This is a genomic window from Pseudomonas sp. M47T1 (assembly GCF_000263855.1).
Classification (GTDB): domain Bacteria; phylum Pseudomonadota; class Gammaproteobacteria; order Pseudomonadales; family Pseudomonadaceae; genus Aquipseudomonas.
The window spans coordinates 251685-266226 of record NZ_AJWX01000003.1 but is presented as its reverse complement, the minus strand read 5'-3'; the positions used below and the strand labels follow the sequence as shown (position 1 = coordinate 266226).

At 62.8% G+C, this 14542-nt stretch carries 11 protein-coding genes; 1 reads left to right on the top strand and 10 read right to left on the bottom strand.

Features of this window, described 5'->3' with window-relative positions; translation table 11 throughout:
• Nucleotides 1-105: 105 nt before the first annotated feature.
• Entirely contained in the window at nucleotides 106-1005 is a 900-nt protein-coding gene (locus PMM47T1_RS05055; RefSeq protein ID WP_008366403.1) for a LysR substrate-binding domain-containing protein, read from the top strand.
• Nucleotides 1006-1084: 79 nt separating this feature from the next.
• On the opposite strand, the gene ispD is transcribed toward PMM47T1_RS05055, so the two are convergent.
• The 10 genes from ispD to lpxB all read right to left on the bottom strand — a co-directional run bounded on the left by ispD (nucleotide 1085) and on the right by lpxB (nucleotide 14537).
• Nucleotides 1085-1795, bottom strand: a complete 711-nt coding sequence (gene ispD, locus PMM47T1_RS05050; RefSeq protein ID WP_008366401.1) for a 2-C-methyl-D-erythritol 4-phosphate cytidylyltransferase — start codon at nucleotides 1793-1795, stop codon at nucleotides 1085-1087.
• Nucleotides 1792-2070 (bottom strand): cell division protein FtsB, encoded by a 279-nt coding sequence (gene ftsB / locus PMM47T1_RS05045; RefSeq protein ID WP_008366399.1) that lies wholly within the window; start codon nucleotides 2068-2070, stop codon nucleotides 1792-1794. Before ftsB ends, ispD begins: the two co-directional genes overlap by 4 nt.
• A gap of 98 nt (nucleotides 2071-2168) precedes the next feature.
• Nucleotides 2169-3458 carry a phosphopyruvate hydratase gene (gene eno, locus PMM47T1_RS05040; protein ID WP_008366398.1) on the bottom strand — a complete coding sequence of 430 codons (1290 nt, stop codon included), beginning with the start codon at nucleotides 3456-3458 and terminating at the stop codon, nucleotides 2169-2171.
• A 153-nt stretch (nucleotides 3459-3611) separates the two neighbouring features.
• Nucleotides 3612-4457, bottom strand: coding sequence for a 3-deoxy-8-phosphooctulonate synthase (kdsA, locus tag PMM47T1_RS05035; protein WP_008366395.1), 846 nt, complete (start codon nucleotides 4455-4457; stop codon nucleotides 3612-3614).
• An 18-nt stretch (nucleotides 4458-4475) separates the two neighbouring features.
• Entirely contained in the window at nucleotides 4476-6107 is a 1632-nt protein-coding gene (locus tag PMM47T1_RS05030) for a CTP synthase (RefSeq protein ID WP_008366393.1), read from the bottom strand.
• Between the two features lie 169 nt (nucleotides 6108-6276).
• Nucleotides 6277-7572: a tRNA lysidine(34) synthetase TilS gene (gene tilS / locus PMM47T1_RS05025; protein WP_008366391.1), complete on the bottom strand. Its 1296-nt coding sequence runs from the start codon at nucleotides 7570-7572 to the stop codon at nucleotides 6277-6279.
• A gap of 138 nt (nucleotides 7573-7710) precedes the next feature.
• A complete protein-coding gene (locus PMM47T1_RS05020) occupies nucleotides 7711-8658 on the bottom strand; it encodes an acetyl-CoA carboxylase carboxyltransferase subunit alpha (RefSeq protein WP_008366388.1) in 948 nt (315 codons plus the stop codon).
• A gap of 128 nt (nucleotides 8659-8786) precedes the next feature.
• Nucleotides 8787-12308, bottom strand: coding sequence for a DNA polymerase III subunit alpha (gene dnaE / locus PMM47T1_RS05015; protein ID WP_008366386.1), 3522 nt, complete (start codon nucleotides 12306-12308; stop codon nucleotides 8787-8789).
• A 457-nt stretch (nucleotides 12309-12765) separates the two neighbouring features.
• Entirely contained in the window at nucleotides 12766-13395 is a 630-nt protein-coding gene (rnhB, locus tag PMM47T1_RS05010; RefSeq protein ID WP_177323367.1) for a ribonuclease HII, read from the bottom strand.
• 8 nt (nucleotides 13396-13403) lie between these two features.
• Entirely contained in the window at nucleotides 13404-14537 is a 1134-nt protein-coding gene (gene lpxB, locus PMM47T1_RS05005) for a lipid-A-disaccharide synthase (protein WP_177323366.1), read from the bottom strand.
• Nucleotides 14538-14542 lie beyond the last annotated feature (5 nt).

Sequence of the window (14542 nt, the reverse complement as noted above, 5' to 3'; positions counted from 1 at the left end):
CAACCTTCTCCTGAAGTGTTTAAGTAAGGCATTCAGTGTAATTCATGCGCCCTTGATGAATAATCAAGCCAAAGGCAAAACATTATTGCTGTACAGGGACAATCAATGAACGAGAACCGCTGGGAAGGTATCGACGAATTCGTGGCCGTGGCTGAATACAGCCATTTCACTGCCGCCGCCGAACGCCTGGGCATTTCTTCGTCGCATATCAGCCGGCAGATAGCGCGCCTGGAAGAGCGCCTGCAAACCCGACTGCTGTACCGCAGTACCCGGCGGGTGACGCTGACCGAGGCCGGGCAGACCTTCCTGCAACATTGCCAGCGCTTGCAGGACGGCCGCGAAGAAGCCCTGCGCGCCATGGGCGACCTTAACAGCGAACCCAAGGGGCTGCTGCGCATGACCTGCGCCGTGGCCTATGGCGAGCGCTTCATCGTGCCATTGGTGACGCGATTCATGGGCCTGTACCCGCAGCTGCGGGTGGACATTGAGCTGAGCAACCGCACCCTGGACCTGGTGCATGAAGGCCTGGACCTGGGCGTACGCCTGGGCCGCCTGCAAGACTCGCGGCAGGTGGCCTCGCGCCTGGCGCCACGGCGCATGTACCTGTGCGCCTCGCCGGCTTACCTGGAACGCTATGGCCGGCCGCACAGCCTGTCGGAACTGGCGCGGCACAACTGCCTGATTGGCAGCTCGGACGTGTGGGCCTTGCAGAACGAGGGGCGTGAACACGCCCAGCGCGTGCAAGGCAACTGGCGCTGCAACAGTGGGCAAGCGGTGCTGGATGCTGCGTTGCAGGGAATCGGACTGTGTCAGTTGCCCGACTATTACGTGCTGGAGCACCTGCACAGTGGCGCGTTGGTGTCGTTGCTGGAGGCGCACCAACCACCCAATACGGCGGTGTGGGCGCTGTACCCGCAGCAGCGGCATTTGTCACCGAAGGTGAGGAAGTTGGTGGAGTATTTGAAGGAAGGGTTGGCGCTTCGCACCGAATACCGGAGCGCCTGAGCCCGCTCCCACGACCTCAAAGGCAGCTGCGATTTAAAGGGTGGGAGCGAGCTCTGCCCGCGAAAAAGACCACGCAAATTTAATGGGAGCGCAGGGCCCAGCGCTGGCGCAACCACTCCAGGTCTTCGGGGCGGGTGACCTTGAGGTTGTCCGAACGCCCTTCGATCAGGCGTGGCGCCTGGCCGGACCACTCCATGGCGCTGGCTTCGTCGGTAATGGCCACGTCAGCCACCAGGCTGTCTGCCAACGCTCGATGCAAGGCGCCCAGGCGGAACATCTGCGGTGTATAGGCCTGCCAGATGGTGCTGCGGTCCACCGTCTCGGCCACGCGGCCATGGGCATCGGCACGCTTCAGGGTGTCCCTGGCCGGTACCGCCAGCAAACCACCCACAGGGTCGTGAGCCAGTTCGCCCAACAGCTTGTCCAGGTCGGTGCGCGACAGGTTCGGCCGCGCCGCGTCATGCACCAGCACCCAGTCGTCATCGGCAGCGCCCTGGGCGTGCAGGTGCAACAAGGCGTTGAGCACCGAGTCGGCGCGCTCGGCGCCGCCCGGGGCGCGCTGGATGCGCGAATCACGGGCGCTGGCCAAGCCAGGCCAGTAAGGATCGTCTTCAGCCAGGCTCACCACCAGGCCTTTCAGGCCAGGGTGATCGAGAAAGCAATCCAGGCTGTGTTCAAGAATGGTTCGGCCGCCCAGTTGCAGGTATTGCTTGGGCCGGTCGGCTGCCATTCGGGCGCCCACGCCTGCGGCAGGAATCACTGCCCAGAAGGCAGGAGAGGAATAGGTCATTGGGCCAACTGGTAAAGGGTTTCACCGTCCTTGACCATGCCCAGTTCATGGCGAGCCCGCTCTTCGACGGTCTCCATCCCTTTCTTCAGCTCGGCCACTTCCGCATCCAGCACGCGGTTGCGCTCCAGCAGGCGCTCGTTTTCGGCGTGCTGGTCGGCGATCTGCTGCTCCAGGCTGGAAACCTGGGCCAGGCTGCCATTACCTACCCAGAGGCGGTACTGCAAACCTCCCAGCAGCAACAGCAGGACAAGGAACAACCAATAAGGACTGCGCATCAAGGTATCCAGTGGAAATTAACGGCCGTACTGATGGCACGAAGCCTGGCTAGGCCAGGCTTTGTGCTGTACAGCGCTTGCTTTGTACCATCTAAAGCTTAGCCGCGAAACTCGGCACGGCCACGATAGACTGCCTTGGCACCCAATTGTTCTTCGATGCGCAGCAGTTGGTTGTACTTGGACACGCGGTCGGAGCGGCACAGCGAACCCGTCTTGATCTGACCAGCGGCAGTACCCACGGCCAGGTCGGCAATGGTGGAGTCTTCGGTTTCGCCCGAACGGTGCGAAATGACCGCGGTGTAACCGGCTGCCTTGGCCATCTGGATGGCTTCCAGGGTTTCGGTCAAGGTGCCGATCTGGTTGAACTTGATCAGGATCGAGTTGGCGATGTGCTTGTCGATGCCTTCTTTCAGGATCTTGGTGTTGGTCACGAACAGGTCGTCACCGACCAACTGCACTTTTTCACCCAGCTTCTCGGTCAGTACTTTCCAGCCAGCCCAGTCGGACTCGTCAAGGCCGTCTTCGATGGAGATGATCGGGTAGCGTTCGGTCAGGCCCTTCAGGTAGTCGGCAAAACCTTCGGCGTTGAAGGTGTGACCTTCACCGGCCAGGTTGTACACGCCGTCTTCGTAGAATTCGCTGGCGGCGCAGTCCAGGGCCAGGGTCACGTCGGTGCCCAGCTTGTAACCGGCGTTGGCCACGGCTTCGGCGATGGCCGACAGCGCGTCTTCGTTGGACTTGAGGTTCGGCGCGAAACCGCCCTCGTCACCCACGGCGGTGTTCAGGCCGCGGGCCTTCAGCACAGCCTTGAGGTGGTGGAAAATCTCGGTGCCCATGCGCAGGCCGTCGGAGAAGGTCTTGGCGCCAACCGGCTGAACCATGAACTCCTGGATGTCGACGTTGTTGTCGGCATGCTCGCCGCCGTTGATGATGTTCATCATCGGTACCGGCATGGAGTACACGCCAGGGGTGCCGTTGAGGTTGGCGATGTGAGCGTACAGCGGGATGTCCTGGTCCTGGGCAGCGGCCTTGGCGGCAGCCAGGGAAACGGCCAGGATGGCGTTGGCACCCAGTGTGGCTTTGTTTTCAGTGCCGTCGAGTTCGATCATGGCGTGGTCCAGGGCTTTCTGGTCCGCAGGATCCTTGCCCAGCAGCAGCGAGCGGATCGGGCCATTGATGTTGCCAACGGCCTTCAGTACGCCCTTGCCCATGTAACGGCTCTTGTCGCCATCACGCAGTTCGAGCGCTTCACGCGAACCGGTGGAAGCACCGGACGGCGCGCAGGCGCTGCCGATGATGCCGTTATCGAGAAGCACATCGGCTTCCACAGTGGGATTGCCACGGGAGTCGAGAACTTCACGACCTTTGATGTCGACGATTTTTGCCATTGTTGTAAGCACTCCAAATTTGACCAAAACGACACTGCTGAGGGAAATCTGTTGTGGACGAAGGCTCAATGAGGCGGGCAGGCCTTCGGTCGACAAGGCTCTGGCCCGAGCGGGCCAGAGTGAATCGAGAGGTACTTTACCGGAAAAACGAGGTTACGCGGTTTCTACTGTCGGAAAACTCTTAACCAGATCGTCCAATGACTTGAGCTGGGTCAGGAACGGCTCCAGTTTGTCCAGGCGCAGGGCGCAAGGACCGTCGCACTTGGCGTTGTCCGGATCCGGGTGGGCTTCCAGGAACAGGCCCGCCAGGCTCTGGCTCAGGCCAGCCTTGGCCAGGTCGGTGACCTGGGCGCGGCGGCCGCCAGCGGAGTCGGAACGCCCGCCCGGCATTTGCAGGGCGTGGGTGACGTCGAAGAACACCGGGTATTGGAACGACTTCATGATGCCGAAGCCCAGCATGTCCACCACCAGGTTGTTGTAGCCGAAGCTCGAACCACGCTCGCAGAGGATCAACTGATCGTTACCGGCTTCCTCGCACTTGGTCAGGATGTGCTTCATTTCCTGGGGCGCGAGGAATTGCGCCTTCTTGATGTTGATGACCGCGCCGGTCTTGGCCATGGCCACTACCAGATCTGTCTGACGCGACAGGAAGGCCGGCAGCTGGATGATGTCGCAGACCTCGGCGACCACGGCGGCCTGGGCCGGCTCGTGGACGTCGGTGATCAGCGGCACGCCAAAGGTCTTCTTCACTTCTTCGAAGATGCGCATGCCCTCTTCCAGGCCGGGGCCACGGTAAGAGGTAACCGAGGAACGGTTGGCCTTGTCGAAGCTGGCCTTGAACACGTAAGGGATACCGAGCTTCTCGGTAACCCGCACGTACTCTTCGCAGACCTGCATCGCCATGTCGCGCGACTCGAGCACATTCATGCCGCCGAACAAGACGAAAGGCTTGTCGTTGGCGATCTCAATGTTGCCTACACGGATGATTTTCTGCGCCATGCTAAGTCGATTCCCTGATCAGGCTTTCTTCTGGTGTTGGGCCAAGGCCGCCTTGACGAAGCCGCTGAACAACGGGTGGCCGTCACGCGGGGTCGAGGTGAACTCGGGGTGGAACTGGCAGGCCACGAACCATGGGTGGTCCTTGGCTTCAACCACTTCCACCAGCGCGCCGTCGCCGGAACGACCCGACACCACCAGGCCAGCGTCGATCAGCTGCGGCAGCAGGTTGTTGTTGACCTCGTAACGGTGGCGATGACGCTCCACGATCACGTCCTTGGCGTAGCAGTCGAACACCTTGGAACCGCTGACCAGCTGGCAGTCCTGGGCGCCCAGGCGCATGGTGCCGCCAAGGTCGGAGGTTTCGGTACGGGTCTCGACCGCGCCGGTGGCGTCTTCCCACTCGGTGATCAGGCCCACGACGGGGTGGCCGCTGCTGCGATCGAACTCAGTGGAGTTGGCGTCTTTCCAGCCCATGACGTTACGCGCGAACTCGATGACCGCCACTTGCATGCCCAGGCAGATACCCAGGTACGGCACCTTGTTCTCGCGAGCGTATTGCACCGCGGTGATCTTGCCTTCCACGCCGCGCAGACCGAAACCGCCCGGTACCAGGATGGCGTCGGCGCCTTCCAGCAGGCCGGTGCCCTGGTTCTCGATGTCTTCGGAGTCGATGTAGCGCAGGTTGACCTTGGTACGGTTGCTGATGCCGGCGTGGCTCATCGCTTCGATCAACGACTTGTACGCGTCCAGCAGCTCCATGTACTTGCCGACCATGGCGATGGTCACTTCGTGCTCGGGGTTGAGCTTGGCGTCGACGACCTTTTCCCACTCGGACAGGTCGGCACCGCCGCACTGCAGGCCGAAGCGCTCGACGACGAAGTCGTCCAGGCCCTGGGAGTGCAGGATGCCCGGAATCTTGTAGATGGTGTCGGCGTCTTCCAGCGCGATCACCGCACGCTCTTCAACGTTGGTGAACTGCGCGATCTTGCGCCGCGAGGACACGTCGATCGGGTGGTCGGAACGGCACACCAGCACATCCGGCTGCAGGCCGATGGAGCGCAACTCCTTGACCGAGTGCTGGGTAGGCTTGGTCTTGGTCTCGCCAGCGGTGGCGATGTAGGGAACCAGCGTCAGGTGCATCAGCATCGCGCGCTTGTTGCCGACTTCGAAACGCAGCTGGCGGATGGCTTCCAGAAACGGTTGCGACTCGATGTCGCCGACGGTACCGCCGATCTCGACCATGGCCACGTCGGCATCGCCGGCGCCCTTGATGATGCGGCGCTTGATTTCGTCGGTGATGTGCGGGATGACCTGGATGGTGGCACCCAGGTAGTCACCACGGCGCTCCTTGCGCAGCACGTGCTCGTACACGCGGCCGGTGGTGAAGTTGTTGTTCTGGGTCATGGTCGTGCGGATGAACCGCTCGTAGTGGCCCAGGTCCAGGTCGGTCTCGGCGCCGTCATGGGTGACGAACACTTCACCGTGCTGGAACGGGCTCATGGTGCCCGGGTCGACGTTGATGTACGGGTCCAGCTTGAGCATGGTGACCTTAAGTCCCCGCGCCTCCAGGATGGCCGCCAATGAAGCCGAGGCGATGCCCTTCCCCAATGAAGAAACAACACCGCCCGTGACGAAGATGTAGCGCGTCATGAAAAACCCTAGAAATCTGCGTTAAAGCGGTCAGAGCCGCCGGGGAAAGCGAAGGAAGGCCGAAGCCCCCGATGGCCAAAAACAGTTTGGCAATCGGCAACTGCCGTGTTTCCGGAGGAAGCACAGAAGTTGTATCAAGAAGGGAGCGTAGTCTACCGGAAACAGCCTTTCATCTCAAACGTTGTGCGTTCGGCGGTGGCATCCAGTGCAAAAGCGCATCGCTGCCGCCCCGCCCCGGCAGGTTGGCCACCGCGTGCAACCGGCCATCGATGAACAGCAGCGGCAAGCGGGCCCGCACGAACGGCGGCAGGCCTGTTTCGTTGAGCAGGCGCTTGAGGTCGCGATGGCCACGGCCCGGCACTTCCAGCACTTCGCCGCCCTGGCGATAGCGAATCTGCACCCTGCCCTGCGGCACCAGGCCGCACAGCCGGACCTGGCCATTGGCGGCCAGCGACAGCGGTTGCGCAGGGTCGGCCCACTCCCATTCGCCCGCAGGCGTGTGCAACCAGTCGTCGGCCAGCCACCACAGCCGCTCGCCGGCACGCAGCAAGCGGCCATCAGCCAGAACCCACACCGGTGTTGCCGAGGGGGCTGCGTCGCGCAGGTCTTGCCAGCCCGCCCAGTGCTGGCTGTCGGGCAAGCGCGTGAGCGAAGACAACCAATGCTGCAAGGCATTGCGCTGGCGGGCGTCGGACAACGTCAGCAACGGCGCAAGGGCCAGTGACGGCAGGTTCAGCCAGGGAAACGGCGAGGCCACCTGGGCAGGTTGAAGATCCTGCTCGGCCACCTCCACCAGCAAGGCGTGCGCTTCGGCCAGGTGGCTGGCGGTGCGGGCGAAGGTCTGGGCAAAGCGCGGCCAGCGTCGGGCGATCACCGGCAACACGTCGCTGCGCAAGTAATTGCGCGAAAAGCGAGTGTCGCTGTTCGAAGGGTCCTCCACCCATTCCAGCGCATTGGCCCGGGCGTAGCCCTCAAGCTGCTCGCGACTGATCTGCAACATCGGTCGTACCAGCATTCCCCGGCCCAACGGGCGCTGCCCGGACATGCCCGCCAGGCCTCGCACACCGGTGCCGCGCAACAGGCGGAACAGCAGTGTCTCGGCCTGATCGTCACGATGCTGGCCGGTCAGCAACACCTCACCCTCCCCCAGCACCTGCTCGAACGCTGCGTAGCGAGCATCGCGGGCGGCGGCTTCCAGGCTGGCGCCAGGGGCTACCTGGACGCGCACCACGGTCAGCGGCACGCCCAGGGCGTCGCACAGCCGCTGGCAATGGTGCGGCCAGGCGTCAGCCGCAGCCTGAAGGCCGTGATGAACGTGGATGGCGCGCAAGGGGGGAAATGATTCGGTGCGGGCCAGGGTGGCCAGCTGGTGCAACAGGACGGTGGAGTCGAGGCCGCCGGAGAGCGCGATGTGCCAGCGCGGGGCGCTGCGCCACAGAGCAAGGGAGTGCAATAGTGTATCCATGACAACCCCCTCTATCGACCTTGAAACGCAATGTGGGAGCTGGCTTGCCAGCGAGCTTTTCGGGCTACCCCAAAAGCTCGCTGGCACGCCAGCTCCCACACCAACCACCCCACAGGAGGTGGTTGAACAACTTGAGAATTACAGACCGTAGCTCATCAGGCGGTCGTAGCGACGCTTGAGCAGGGTTTCGTTGTCCATGCCCTTGAGCATGGCCAGTTGCGAGGCCAGTTCCTTGCGGATCAGTGCCGCGGCCGCAGCCGGGTCACGGTGGGCGCCGCCCAGCGGCTCCTGGATGACCTTGTCGACGATACCCAGGCCTTTCAAGCGCTCGGCAGTGATGCCCATGGCTTCGGCAGCGTCCGGGGCCTTCTCGGCGGTTTTCCACAGAATGGAGGCGCAGCCTTCCGGCGAGATCACCGCGTAGGTGGAATATTGCAGCATGTTCAGCTGGTCGCACACGCCAATGGCCAGTGCACCGCCCGAACCACCTTCACCGATCACGGTGGCGATGATCGGGGTTTTCAGGCGCGCCATGACACGCAAGTTCCAGGCGATGGCTTCGCTCTGGTTGCGCTCTTCGGCATCGATGCCGGGGTAGGCGCCCGGCGTGTCGATGAAGGTCAGGATCGGCATCTTGAAGCGTTCGGCCATTTCCATCAGGCGGCACGCCTTGCGGTAGCCTTCAGGGCGCGGCATGCCGAAGTTGCGGCGAACCTTCTCGCGCACTTCGCGGCCTTTCTGGTGACCGATGACCATCACTGGCTGGTCGTCCAGGCGAGCGATACCGCCCACGATGGCAGCGTCGTCGGAGAAGTGACGGTCGCCGTGCAGCTCATCGAACTCGGTGAAGATGTGCTGGATGTAGTCCAGGGTGTACGGACGGCGCGGGTGACGCGCCATGCGGGCGATCTGCCAGCTGGTCAGGTTGCCGAAAATGCTTTCGGTCAGGGTACTGCTCTTGTCTTGCAGGCGAGCGATCTCATCGCTGATGTTCAGCGAGTTGTCGTTGCCGACCAGGCGCAATTCTTCGATCTTGGCTTGCAGGTCAGCGATCGGCTGTTCGAAATCAAGAAAATTCGGGTTCATAGGCATCCGTCTTGGGTCGACGGCCAAACGGCCGGCCGGTTGATCCGTTAGGCACCCCACCATACGGGAAAGGGCGCATTGAGGTCGAGTTTAACGATCTGGGTCGAGTCTAGTCACCTTTGACTGGCTCAACGATATTGCAGGAAGACGTTCTCACGGCCGAACTGGTCACGCAGCGCTTGTATCAAACCGTCACCGGGATCAATTCGGTAGTCTTCGCCAAATTGCAGCAACGCCTTGGCGTCGGGGCCGGTGTACTCCATGGTGATGGGGCAGGCACCGCGGTGGCGCTTGCACAACTCGCCCAGCCAGTTGAGCCGGTCGCCCTTCAAACCGTCGGCGTGCACCTTCAGGCGCAGGCTTTCGGCCAGGTTGGTGCGCGCGTCTTCCATGGTCATCACGCGGTTGACCCGCAGGCGCAGGCCACCGGAGAAATCGTCGTTGCTGACCTCGCCTTCCACTACCACCATGGCATCGGTCTGCAACAGCGACTGGGCCGCCATGAACGAATCGGCGAACAGCGACGCCTCGATGCGCGCCGAACGGTCGTCGAGGGTGATGAAGCCCATCTTGTCGCCCTTCTTGTTCTTCATCACGCGCAGGTTGATGATCATGCCCGCCACGGTCTGGGTGCCCCGGGCCGGCTTGAGGTCGATGATGCGCTGACGGGCGAATCGGCGGATCTCGCCTTCGTATTCATCGATGGGGTGACCGGTGAGGTACAACCCCAGGGTCTCCTTCTCGCCGCGCAGGCGCTCCTTGAGGGTCAGCTCCTTGGCCTTGCGATGGCTGGCGTAGACGTCGGCGTCCTCGTCCACGAACAGGCCGCCAAACAGGTCGGCGTGGCCACTGTCGTGGGTGCGCGCGGTCTGTTCGGCCGCCTTGATGGCCTCTTCCATGGCCGCCAGCAGCACGGCGCGGTTGCGGTCGATATTGGCCAGGTAGGCCTTGCTCTCATCGTGGAAGTACGGCCCCAGGCGGTCCAGTGCGCCGCTGCGGATCAGGCCGTCCAGCGTGCGCTTGTTCACGCGCTTGAGGTCGATGCGGTCGCAGAAGTCGAACAGGTCCTTGAACGGGCCGGCCTGGCGCGCCTCGGTAATGGCCTCCACCGGCCCCTCGCCCACGCCCTTGATGGCGCCCAAGCCGTAGATGATGCGGCCTTCGTCGTTCACCGTGAACTTGAACTCCGAGGCGTTCACGTCCGGCGCGTCGAGGCGCAACTTCATGGTGCGCACTTCCTCGATCAAGGTCACGACCTTGTCGGTGTTGTGCATGTCCGCCGACAGTACCGCAGCCATGAACGGCGCCGGGTAGTGGGCTTTCAGCCAGGCGGTCTGGTACGACACCAGGCCGTAGGCGGCCGAGTGGGATTTGTTGAAGCCGTAGCCGGCGAACTTTTCCACCAGGTCGAAAATGTTACCGGCCAGGTCCGGGTCAATGTTGTTGGAGGCACAACCTTCAATGAAGCCACCACGCTGCTTGGCCATTTCCTCGGGTTTCTTTTTACCCATGGCCCGGCGCAGCATGTCCGCACCACCCAGGGTGTAGCCAGCCATGACCTGGGCAATCTGCATCACTTGTTCCTGATACAGAATGATGCCGTAGGTAGGCGCCAGTACCGGCTTGAGGCCTTCGTACTGGTAGTCGGAGTGCGGGTACGCAAGCTCGGCACGGCCGTGCTTGCGGTTGATGAAGTCGTCCACCATGCCCGATTGCAGCGGGCCCGGACGGAACAGGGCCACCAGTGCGATCAAGTCTTCCAGGCAGTCGGGCTTGAGCTTTTTGATCAGCTCTTTCATGCCGCGCGACTCAAGCTGGAACACCGCGGTGGTCTCGGCCTTCTGCAGCAAGCTGTAGGTGGGCTTGTCGTCCAGCGCAATGAAGGCGATGTCCAGCGGCTCTTCGCCAACCTTGGCACGGTCGCGGTTGATGGTCTTCAGCGCCCAGTCGATGATGGTCAGGGTACGCAGGCCGAGGAAGTCGAACTTCACCAGGCCCGCCGCCTCCACGTCGTCCTTGTCGAACTGGGTTACCAGGCCGTCGCCTTCTTCGTCGCAATAAATGGGCGAGAAGTCGGTGAGCTTGGTGGGCGCGATCACCACGCCACCGGCATGCTTGCCGACGTTACGCACCACGCCTTCGAGCTTGCGGGCCATCTCCCAGATTTCTGCGGCCTCTTCATCCACCTTGATGAAGTCGCGCAGGATCTCTTCCTGCTCGTAGGCCTTTTCCAGGGTCATGCCCACTTCGAACGGGATCATCTTCGACAGACGGTCAGCCAGGCCATAGGACTTGCCCTGCACCCGCGCCACGTCGCGCACTACCGCCTTGGCGGCCATGGAACCGAAGGTGATGATCTGGCTTACGGCATTGCGGCCGTATTTCTCGGCCACGTAGTCGATCACCCGGTCGCGGCCGTCCATGCAGAAGTCGACGTCGAAGTCGGGCATGGACACCCGTTCCGGGTTGAGGAAACGTTCGAACAGCAGGTCGTATTCCAGCGGGTCGAGGTCGGTGATCTTTTGCACGTAGGCCACCAGCGAGCCGGCACCCGACCCCCGGCCCGGGCCTACCGGCACGCCGTTGCTCTTGGCCCACTGGATAAAGTCCATCACAATCAGGAAGTAGCCGGGGAAGCCCATCTGGATGATGATATCCAGCTCGAAATTCAGCCGGTCCACATAGACCTGACGCTTGGCCTCGTAGTCCTCGGTGGTATCGCGGGGCAACAGCACGCTCAGGCGATCTTCCAGGCCGTCGAACGACACCTTGCGGAAGTACTCGTCGATGGTCATGCCATCGGGAATCGGGTAGTCGGGCAGGAAGTGCTTGCCCAGCTTGACGTCGATGTTGCAACGCTTGGCGATCTCGACGGTATTTGCCAGTGCCTCGGGCAGGTCGCTGAACAGCGCGTGCATTTCCTCGGCGCTTTTCAGGTATTGCTGGTCGCTGTAGTTCTTGTTGCGGCGCGGGTCGTCCAGGGCCCGGCCTTCACCGATGCAGACGCGAGTCTCGTGGGCCTCGAAGTCTTCCTGGCGAATGAAGCGCACGTCGTTGGTGGCCACCAGCGGCGCGCCGAACTTGTCGGCCAGGGCCACGGCGGCGTGCAGGTATTCTTCGTCGTTGGTGCGGTTGGTGCGCTGGATTTCCACGTAGAAGCGGTCGGGGAACACCGCCATCCACTCTTGCAGCAACACCTCGGCGTCCAGCGGGTTGCCGCCCAGCAGCGCCACGCCGATCTCGCCTTCCTTGGCCGCGGACAGGCAGATAACGCCCTCGCTGGCCTCGGCCACCCACTCACGCTCGATGATCACCTGGCCATTGCGCTGGCCGTCGATGAAACCGCGAGAAATCAGTTCGGTGATGTTGCGGTAGCCCTTGGCGTTCATGGCCAGCAGGCTGATACGGCTCAACGGACCGTCGGGATCCTTGTTCGACAGCCACAGGTCGGCACCGCAGATCGGCTTGATGCCGCCACCCATGGACGCCTTGTAGAACTTGACCAGCGAGCACATGTTGTTCTGGTCGGTGACTGCCACGGCAGGCATGTTCAAACCAGTCAGGGCCTTGACCAGCGGCTTGATACGCACCAGGCCGTCGACCAGGGAATATTCGGTGTGCAGGCGAAGATGAACGAAAGAAACCGACATGGTGATCCTATAGGTGCACAAAACAACAAAAGCGCGATTGTACCGTAATGGTGGTTACTTGAGCATAACCAGGGCAACGCACATCCAATGCCGTACAAACAAGGCGGACTGCGCAAATGCCACAGGCATAACTGGCCCGAAACAAACGTGGGACCGGGCTTGCGCGTGAGGCGGGGAAGCGCCGCGCGGGCGGCGCGCGGTCTCATGACCGCAGTTGAAACATCGACTGGCGCCTGCCAGCCACCCCCCGCTTCAGTCTGGCGGCAACGGCGATATCGACCGGGGGGAGGCTGGGAGGGGTGCGCTTGGGGTTTGCTGCGCTCTTGAGACCGCGGGCCGCCCGCGCGGCGCTTCGGGGGCAGAGCCCCCTCCCACAGTTTGTTTTCAGCGTGCCATTCCAGTGGCATCTCCGCTACCCGCCCTGTTTGTATGGCTGGGGAGTTTTTGTGGGCCGATTTCAGCTTTCTGCGAGATCTGTGTCCAGCATCGCCCGAGCTTCATACGCCTGACGGACGGGCGCAAACGAACGCCGGTGAATCGGCGTAGGGCCGAGACGCGCCAAGGCTTCCAGATGGACAGGCGTTGGATAACCCTTGTGACCGCCGATGCCGTAACCCGGGTAGATCAGCTCAAAGGCAGCCATCTCACGATCACGGCTGACCTTGGCCAGGATGGACGCGGCGGCGATGGCCGGCACCTTCGCGTCACCCTGCACCACCGGAGCGCTGGGCACGGCCAGTTTCGGGCAGCGGTTGCCGTCGATCAGGGCCATTTTCGGGGTGATGTGCAGGCCTTCCACGGCGCGCTGCATGGCCAGCATGGTGGCGTGCAGGATGTTCAGCGCATCGATCTCCTCGACCTCGGCGCGGGCGATGTGCCAGCTCAGGGCCTTTTCACAGATTTCGTCGAACAGCCTCTCTCGTTTGGCCTCGGTCAGTTTCTTGGAGTCATTGAGCCCCTGGATCGGCCGGTTCGGGTCAAGAATCACCGCAGCGGTGACCACCGCGCCGCACAGCGGGCCACGGCCCACTTCGTCGACACCGGCGACCAGGTCTTCGACCAGGGTGTAGTCCAGACCCATTTGCAATTGTGTGGTCATTGTTTTGCCAGCAGTGCCAGTACCCCGTCGGCGGCCTGGTTGGAGGCATCGCGGCGCAGGGTGCGGTGAATGTCGTCAAAGCCCTGGGTCTGTTCCTGGCCGTTATCCAGCAAGGGTAGCAGGGTGTTGACCAGCGCTTCGGGGGTGGCGGCGTCCTGCAGCAACTCGGGCACCAGCAAGCGCTGGGCCAGCAGGTTGGGCAGCGACACGTAGGGGCTTTTCACCATGCGCTTGAGAATCCAATAGCTCAGCCCTGCCAACCGGTAGGCCACCACCATGGGGCGCTTGTACAGCAGCGCTTCAAGGGTGGCCGTACCCGAGGCAATCAGCACCGCATCGCAGGCCGCCAGCGCGCAATGGGACTGGCCGTCGAGCAGGGTCAGCGGCAGGTGGCGGCCAACCAGCATGGTTTCGATCTGCGCACGCCGCGCGGCGTTGGCGCAGGGCAGCACGAAGCGGATGTCCGGGCGCACAGCCAGAAGGCGCTGGGCAGCGTCAAGGAACAGCTCACCCAGGCGCCCTACTTCGCCACCACGACTGCCCGGCATCAGGGCGACCACTTCGCCATCCAGTGGCAGGCCCAGCTCGGCCCGCGCCTGGGCACGGTCAGCCGTCAAGGGGATGGTGTCGGCCAGCGAGTGGCCCACAAAGCGCACCGGCACGCCCTTCTCTTCATAGAACTTGGCTTCGAAGGGGAACAGCGTCAGCATCAGGTCGCAGCCTTCGCGGATTTTCAGCACGCGCTTCTGCCGCCACGCCCACACCGAGGGGCTGACGTAGTGCACGGTCTTGATCCCGGCCTGACGCAGCTTGAGTTCGATGTTGAGGGTGAAATCGGGAGCATCGATGCCGATGAACACATCCGGCTTGCGCTCGATCAAGGTCTGGATCAACAGCTTGCGGCGTGCCAGCAGCTCGCGCAGGCGGCCCAACACCTCGACCAGGCCCATGACCGCCAGGCGCTCCATGGGGAACTCGGAGACCAGGCCCTGGGCCTCCATCAGCGGGCCACCCACACCCATGAACTCGATGTCAGGGTGACGCGCCTTCAGCGCCTGCATCAGCCCGGCGCCAAGGATATCGCCGCTGGCCTCGCCCGCTACCAGCGCAACCCGCAGTGTGCCTGGCAATGCCA

Bases quoted from the DNA above. Each gene is read 5' to 3' on its own strand.
- PMM47T1_RS05055 (WP_008366403.1), top strand. From the start codon at position 106: ATGAACGAGAACCGCTGGGAAGGTATCGACGAATTCGTGGCCGTGGCT.
- ispD (WP_008366401.1), bottom strand. From the start codon at position 1,795: ATGACCTATTCCTCTCCTGCCTTCTGGGCAGTGATTCCTGCCGCAGGC.
- ftsB (WP_008366399.1), bottom strand. From the start codon at position 2,070: ATGCGCAGTCCTTATTGGTTGTTCCTTGTCCTGCTGTTGCTGCTGGGA.
- eno (WP_008366398.1), bottom strand. From the start codon at position 3,458: ATGGCAAAAATCGTCGACATCAAAGGTCGTGAAGTTCTCGACTCCCGT.
- kdsA (WP_008366395.1), bottom strand. From the start codon at position 4,457: ATGGCGCAGAAAATCATCCGTGTAGGCAACATTGAGATCGCCAACGAC.
- PMM47T1_RS05030 (WP_008366393.1), bottom strand. From the start codon at position 6,107: ATGACGCGCTACATCTTCGTCACGGGCGGTGTTGTTTCTTCATTGGGG.
- tilS (WP_008366391.1), bottom strand. From the start codon at position 7,572: ATGGATACACTATTGCACTCCCTTGCTCTGTGGCGCAGCGCCCCGCGC.
- PMM47T1_RS05020 (WP_008366388.1), bottom strand. From the start codon at position 8,658: ATGAACCCGAATTTTCTTGATTTCGAACAGCCGATCGCTGACCTGCAA.
- dnaE (WP_008366386.1), bottom strand. From the start codon at position 12,308: ATGTCGGTTTCTTTCGTTCATCTTCGCCTGCACACCGAATATTCCCTG.